Below are 5409 nucleotides of genomic sequence, written 5' to 3'. Positions count from 1 at the left end.
GACTTTAGATGATTCCCTGCCGTGATTCGGACCCCTCGTGATCCGTGTGGACGGCGGTCCTGCACCGGGAGAGCGGAGGCGGCGTCCACGCGCACATCCTCGCCGCGCAGTGCGACCTACAGACGGGCCGCAGCCTGAACATCGCGCCCCCCGGCTGGCAGCAGACCTTCGATCCGCTCCGCGACGCCTTCAACCACGAGCATGGCTGGAGCCGCCCGGACGATCCGAGGCGCGCGAGGGCACAGCGGCCGGGCCACGTGGCCTACATCGAGGCGTCGAAGCTCAGGGCCGGGCTCGAACACGAGGCGGACCCGCGCACGCTGATCCGCGACTACCTCGTGCAGCGCGTCGAGCACGGCGCGGTCAAGGACCGAGCCGACGTGGTCTCCGCGCTGGAGGACGTTGGCCTCGACGTGACCCGCCAAGGCAAGGACTACATCACCGCCCGCGATCCCGACAGCGGGAAGCGGTGGCGGCTGAGAGGAGAACTGTATGAACGAGACTTCGAGCCCGGGCGACTTGACCTCCCGGCTGAGGAGCAGGCTGGAGGCCGACCGGAGGCGAATCGAGGACGAAGCCGCGCGCGAGCTCGCGCGGCTCGGCGAGAACTTGAGCGCCGTCGCAAGCGGCGCGCTGCGTTCCATCGAGGCCGATACGGCCGAGGCGACCGGTCGGATGCGCGAGTTGCTGATGAAGGCCTGGCTCCGGCCGCTGGTGGTCGGCATGAGCCTCTTCCTCGGTATCTGCTTCGGAAGCTTGGGGACGATGCACTGGCTGTCGAGGAGCATCCACGACCGGATCGAGACCTTGGACGAGCTGGACACGCGGACCCGGTGGGCGCGCGCGACGCTGGCCGAGATCGAGGAGACGACGTGGGGCGTCGAGTTGATGGTGAGCAGCGGGGACCGGTACGTGTCGCTTCCCGCCGGGACGACGGTCCGCCCGGCGTTCACCCTGGACGGGCGGCCCTACTTGAAGCTGTCGAGGGATTGAGGAGGGAGCTGCGTGACCGACTTGGAACGGCGGCTGACGGCCGCCTTGGAAAGGTTGTCCGGGCAGTACGAAACGGAACAGCGGCGGCAATCCGGGCAGATCGGAGCGTTGCGAGAACAGGTCGAAGCCTTGCAGCGGCAAGTCGAGCGGCTGAGCGCGCGGGTGACGGACTTGACCGGATACTCCGGGACGTACGGCGCAGGGCCAGGGAGCAGATGGAGATGACGCGGCAACTGCTGGAAAGGATCAGGCGGCCCGGGCCGGATCGCGATTCCGGACCGAGCCGGTGATGGTTCCCGACGGTTGGCACGGGTCGTATCGAGCCGCGCGGGTGGGCCTCAACTCGGCCTCGTCCGCTCTTGAACGAGATCGGTCCACATCGACATCTTTGGGGATCGCCGACTCCACGGCTAGGGTGGATTGATCGAGGAGGCGGAGTGCGCCTCCGGTCGAAAGCATGTCGTCGGCCATTACATTGTCTGCCGTTACTTGTGTAACGGATGACGGAAACGCGTTCCTTCGCGGTCAGTGTCGGGGGTCGGCATGATTCAGTTTGCACAAGGAGACCCTCCCGTTCCGACTCCCATTCGTTTCCTTGGCCGGATGGCCATCGTGTGGGCGGCGTTGGGAATTGGTTCGACCGCAGCCCCCGCGCAGGGCCAGGGCTAGCAGTCCGTGGAACAAAGGGATAATCGAAGCGCCGGGCGGTGAATGCGGCCACGGCGCATCTCGATGGTCGCAGGGCCGAAAATCGCGCTGAGAGGGCCGAGACGGCGGCGGACGAGGCCGAGAACGCGCCCGATGGCGGCCCAGAGGTGTCGAGCGAGGGCTGCGGGCGCCCCGGCGAAGCCCTGAAGGCCGCGCGGGGTGCCGATCCCGTACAGGCTGCGCATCAGCAGCCCGAGGTTGGAAGGCGGCGGCCGGGAGTGTGCTGATTTCTGTGTAAATGGCCATGGAGTAGACTCTGGAAGCCGGAGGAGACCATAGCCAGGAAGAGGAAGGATGCAACCGAGCGGGAGGTGAAGGAGCTTCTCGACAGCCTGATGGAGGGCCGCAGCCCGGAGGAGATCATGGGCGGCGGCGGGCTGCTGGACGCGCTGACGAAGCGAGTGATGGAGCGGGTTCTGGAGGGCGAGCTCACCGAGCACCTCGGCTACGAGAAGCACGCGAGGGAGGGTCACAACGGCGGCAACTCGCGCAACGGCCGCACGCGGAAGCGGGTCAAGACGGACACGTCGGAGCTTGAGATCGAGGTGCCGCGGGACCGCGACTCGACGTTCGACCCGCAGTTCGTGAGGAAGGGCCAGCGCCGGCTGGGCGGGTTCGACGAGAAGGTGCGGTCCCGGGGCCACGTGCAGACGCACGCCGTCTATCTCGCGCTCGCCCTGAACCTGGAGGGCAACAAGGAGCTCTTGGGGCTGTGGGTGGGCGCGGCGGAGGGGGCGAAGTTCTGGCTCTCGGTCCTGACGGAACTCAGGAACCGGGGCGTCGAGGACATCCTGATCGCCTCGATCGACGGACTCAAGGGCTTTCCCGAGGCGATCGAGTCGGTGTTCCCGAAGACGCAGGTCCAGCTCTGCGTCGTGCATCTGGTGCGCGGCTCGCTCCGGTTCGTCTCCTGGAAGGAGCGCAAGGCCGTCGCCCGGGACTTGCGGGCCATCTACCGGGCTCCGAGCCTTGAGGCGGCCGAGACGGCGCTGGAGGCCTTTTCAGAGCGCTGGGACGAGCGTTTCCCCGTGATCAGCCGGAAGTGGCGGGCGAACTGGGCGAACCTGACCCCGTTCTTCGATTATCCGCCCGAGATCCGCAAGGTCATGTACACGACGAACGCGATCGAGGCCCTGAACGCGCAGCTCACCAAGGTGACGAGGAAGCCGCGGCGCGTTCCCGACCCCGGAGGCGGTCAGAAAGGTGTTGTACCTCGCGATCGACAGGGCCTCGGAGCGCTGGACCCGGCCCGTTCAGGACTGGAACCGCCGCCCTGAACCACCTGTCGATCGTGTTCGAGGGCCGAGTGCCCGTATGAGTGCGAGGGCCATTTACACAAAAAATCTGACACGCCCGCGGCGGCCTGAATCAGGATCCGTTTTCGGATCTCCTCCCGGCCGCGAACGTGGACACGGCGGAGTCCTCCCGTCTCCAGCATGTGCGCGAAGCCACGCTCCAGCTTCTCGCCGCGCTGACGCAGAAGCCGCTTCCCCCTGTCGCCCCGGATCCGTCGTCGGTTGGCGTGGGTCGGCTTCTTCGCGTCCGGGTTCCGCTTCCAGTTGCGCCGTCCCCGGTCGGGCTCGCTCACATAGCTTCGCAGTCCCCGGTCCCTCACCCCCCGTCATCGTCTTGTTCGAGTGATATCCCTTGTCCGCCACGACCTCCCCCGGAGCCGCCTCGACCGCCTGCCAGCTGCCGCGCCGCCTCGTCCAGCGTCACCGGCAGCGAGGCCGTGTCCCCGCCGTCCATCGATTGCACGGTCACCGCGCAGACCGCCCCGGTCTCCAGATCGACCGCCTGCTCGAACTTGTGCGCCATGCGGGTGCCGCCGTCCTTCATCTTCGCGATCCGCGCCTCTGGATCGTGCGGATGAACCCACTCCTTGTTCGAGGTCTTCTTCTTCGGGCGCGTCCGGTCCAGCTTCGCGAGATCCTCCCGCGTCGGCGTCTCGATCCCCGACGCCTTCGCCACCTGCTCCAGCCACTCCTCGTAGCCGCCTCCAGCTTCGTCGCGTCCACCCCCAGCGTCTTGCCGCTCAGGAGACCCGAGGACCGCAGCAACTCCACCACCCGACCGAACACGGCCGCGTGCGCCTCGACGCTCAGCCGCTTGCGCGTCTTCGACAGGCCGGAATGCTCCGGCGGGTTCTTCGAGAGTCCGTATCCCAGGAACTCGCGCAACGAGATCGAGTCCGCGCACCGCCACGCGATCCCCCGCTCCGAGCCGATCCCCTCCAGATACCCCACCATCAGCACCCGGAAGTACACGCCCGGCGGAATGCCCGGCCCCGCTTCTCCGCGTAGAACTCGCGGCACGCCTCCTCCGCGAACTCGTCGAAGCCGTGATCATCCAGCAGCCGGTTCAGCGCCCGGTAGAACGGGTTGCCCAGCGCCCGAACCTCACTGGCCGCCACGAACAACTCCCGCTGCCGACCCTTGCGCCGCCTGCCCATCGCCATCGCCTTCCTCCTTGCCGAAGGACACGGTGTCCCTCCAATTCAATCGACACCAAGGACGGCTGCGGACGACTTTAGCCACGGGCTGCTAAGCCCGTCGCTACCGACCTGAACGTGGACGCGCCGGAAAACCCGCTTTAATTTCTTTGGGGAGGGACAGGTGCGAGCGATAATGCCAAGATACGGTCGGGTGCGAATCCTCCCGCTCCTTCTGGTCGGAGCCGCAGTCCTCAACGCGGCCTGCGGTGGCGGCGGAACCGTCGACCCCAGGCCCACGCCACCTCCTCTCCCACCGCCGCCTCCTCCTCCGCCCGCCAACCGGGCGCCGGCGGCGGCTACGGCGATTCCGGATCAGATGGTCGTCGAGGGGCAGACCGTGACAATGGACATCTCGGCATCGTTCTCGGATCCGGACGGCGACGCGCTGAGCCATGCGGCGGCGACGTCCAACGCCGCAGTCGCGACCGTCGCCCTTTCGGGCACCGATCTGTCCGTGACGGGCGTCGCGCAGGGCGCGGCGGCGGTGACCGTCACGGCCTCCGACCCGGGCGGACTCTCTGCCTCGCAGAGCTTCGCCGTGGAGGTGGCGGCACCGGCGCCCACGATCGTGACGGTCACGCCGAACACCGCGATGCTCACCGCGATCGACCAGACGGTCCGACTGTCCGCCGATGTACACGACCAGCTCGGCCGCCCGATCGCGGGTGCAGCCGTGGTCTGGTCGAGCGGCGATGCCAGCGTCGCGTCGGTGGATACGAGCGGCCTGGTGACGGCCCTGGCCAACGGGAACGCGACCGTCACGGCCCGCTCTGGCGATGTGTCGGACAGTGCTTCGATCGTGGTCTCTCAGACGGCCGCGATGGCGGAGGTCACGCCCACGACCCACACCCTCGCGACGGGCGACACGGTGCGGCTGGTCGCGACGGCGACGGACGCCAACGGACACGTGGTCGCCGACGCGGCTTTCGGCTGGACCTCGAGCGATACCGCGGTCGCCTCCGTGGACAGCCTGGGCCTCGTACGAGGGGTGGCCGAGGGAACGGCGACCATCACGGCGGCCGGCGGCGGTTCGGCCGCGGGAGTGGAAGGGATGGCGGAGATCGCGGTGCTTCCGCCGCCTCCGCCTCCGGATCTCACCGGGACGTACCTCCTCGAGAGCCTGGTCGGGACGTCGACGGGCGGGACGCTGCTCACTCGACCGACGGTATCGGGAACGCTGGAACTCACGCAGGAGGCGCCGGTGGGAGATGCCG

At 68.1% G+C, this 5409-nt stretch carries 5 protein-coding genes and 1 pseudogene; 3 read left to right on the top strand and 3 right to left on the bottom strand.

Features of this window, described 5'->3' with window-relative positions:
• Positions 1 to 116: 116 nt before the first annotated feature.
• Positions 117 to 425, bottom strand: a complete 309-nt coding sequence (locus RN901_RS06335; RefSeq protein WP_310757097.1) for a hypothetical protein — start codon at positions 423 to 425, stop codon at positions 117 to 119.
• 67 nt (positions 426 to 492) lie between these two features.
• Here RN901_RS06335 and RN901_RS06330 point away from each other — a divergent pair, with 67 nt between their 5' ends.
• Both RN901_RS06330 and RN901_RS06325 read left to right on the top strand, forming a co-directional pair.
• A complete protein-coding gene (locus tag RN901_RS06330) occupies positions 493 to 993 on the top strand; it encodes a hypothetical protein (RefSeq protein WP_310757095.1) in 501 nt (166 codons plus the stop codon).
• A gap of 1043 nt (positions 994 to 2036) precedes the next feature.
• Positions 2037 to 3019 (top strand): annotated as a pseudogene (locus tag RN901_RS06325) (IS256 family transposase).
• Positions 3020 to 3312: 293 nt separating this feature from the next.
• On the opposite strand, the gene RN901_RS06320 reads toward RN901_RS06325, so the two are convergent.
• Together RN901_RS06320 and RN901_RS06315 are read right to left on the bottom strand one after the other, a co-directional pair.
• Positions 3313 to 3672: a hypothetical protein gene (locus RN901_RS06320; RefSeq protein ID WP_310757094.1), complete on the bottom strand. Its 360-nt coding sequence runs from the start codon at positions 3670 to 3672 to the stop codon at positions 3313 to 3315.
• A 277-nt stretch (positions 3673 to 3949) separates the two neighbouring features.
• Positions 3950 to 4159, bottom strand: a complete 210-nt coding sequence (locus RN901_RS06315; RefSeq protein ID WP_310757092.1) for a hypothetical protein — start codon at positions 4157 to 4159, stop codon at positions 3950 to 3952.
• Between the two features lie 187 nt (positions 4160 to 4346).
• On the opposite strand from RN901_RS06315, the gene RN901_RS06310 reads away from it, so the two are divergent.
• On the top strand, positions 4347 to 5409 hold a 1063-nt coding region (locus tag RN901_RS06310; RefSeq protein WP_310757090.1), incomplete at its 3' end, for an Ig-like domain-containing protein.

Origin of the sequence: Candidatus Palauibacter soopunensis (assembly GCF_947581735.1) — a bacterium.
Taxonomy (GTDB): Bacteria; Gemmatimonadota; Gemmatimonadetes; order Palauibacterales; family Palauibacteraceae; genus Palauibacter; species Palauibacter soopunensis.
This window is presented reverse-complemented; position numbering and strand designations above follow the sequence as displayed.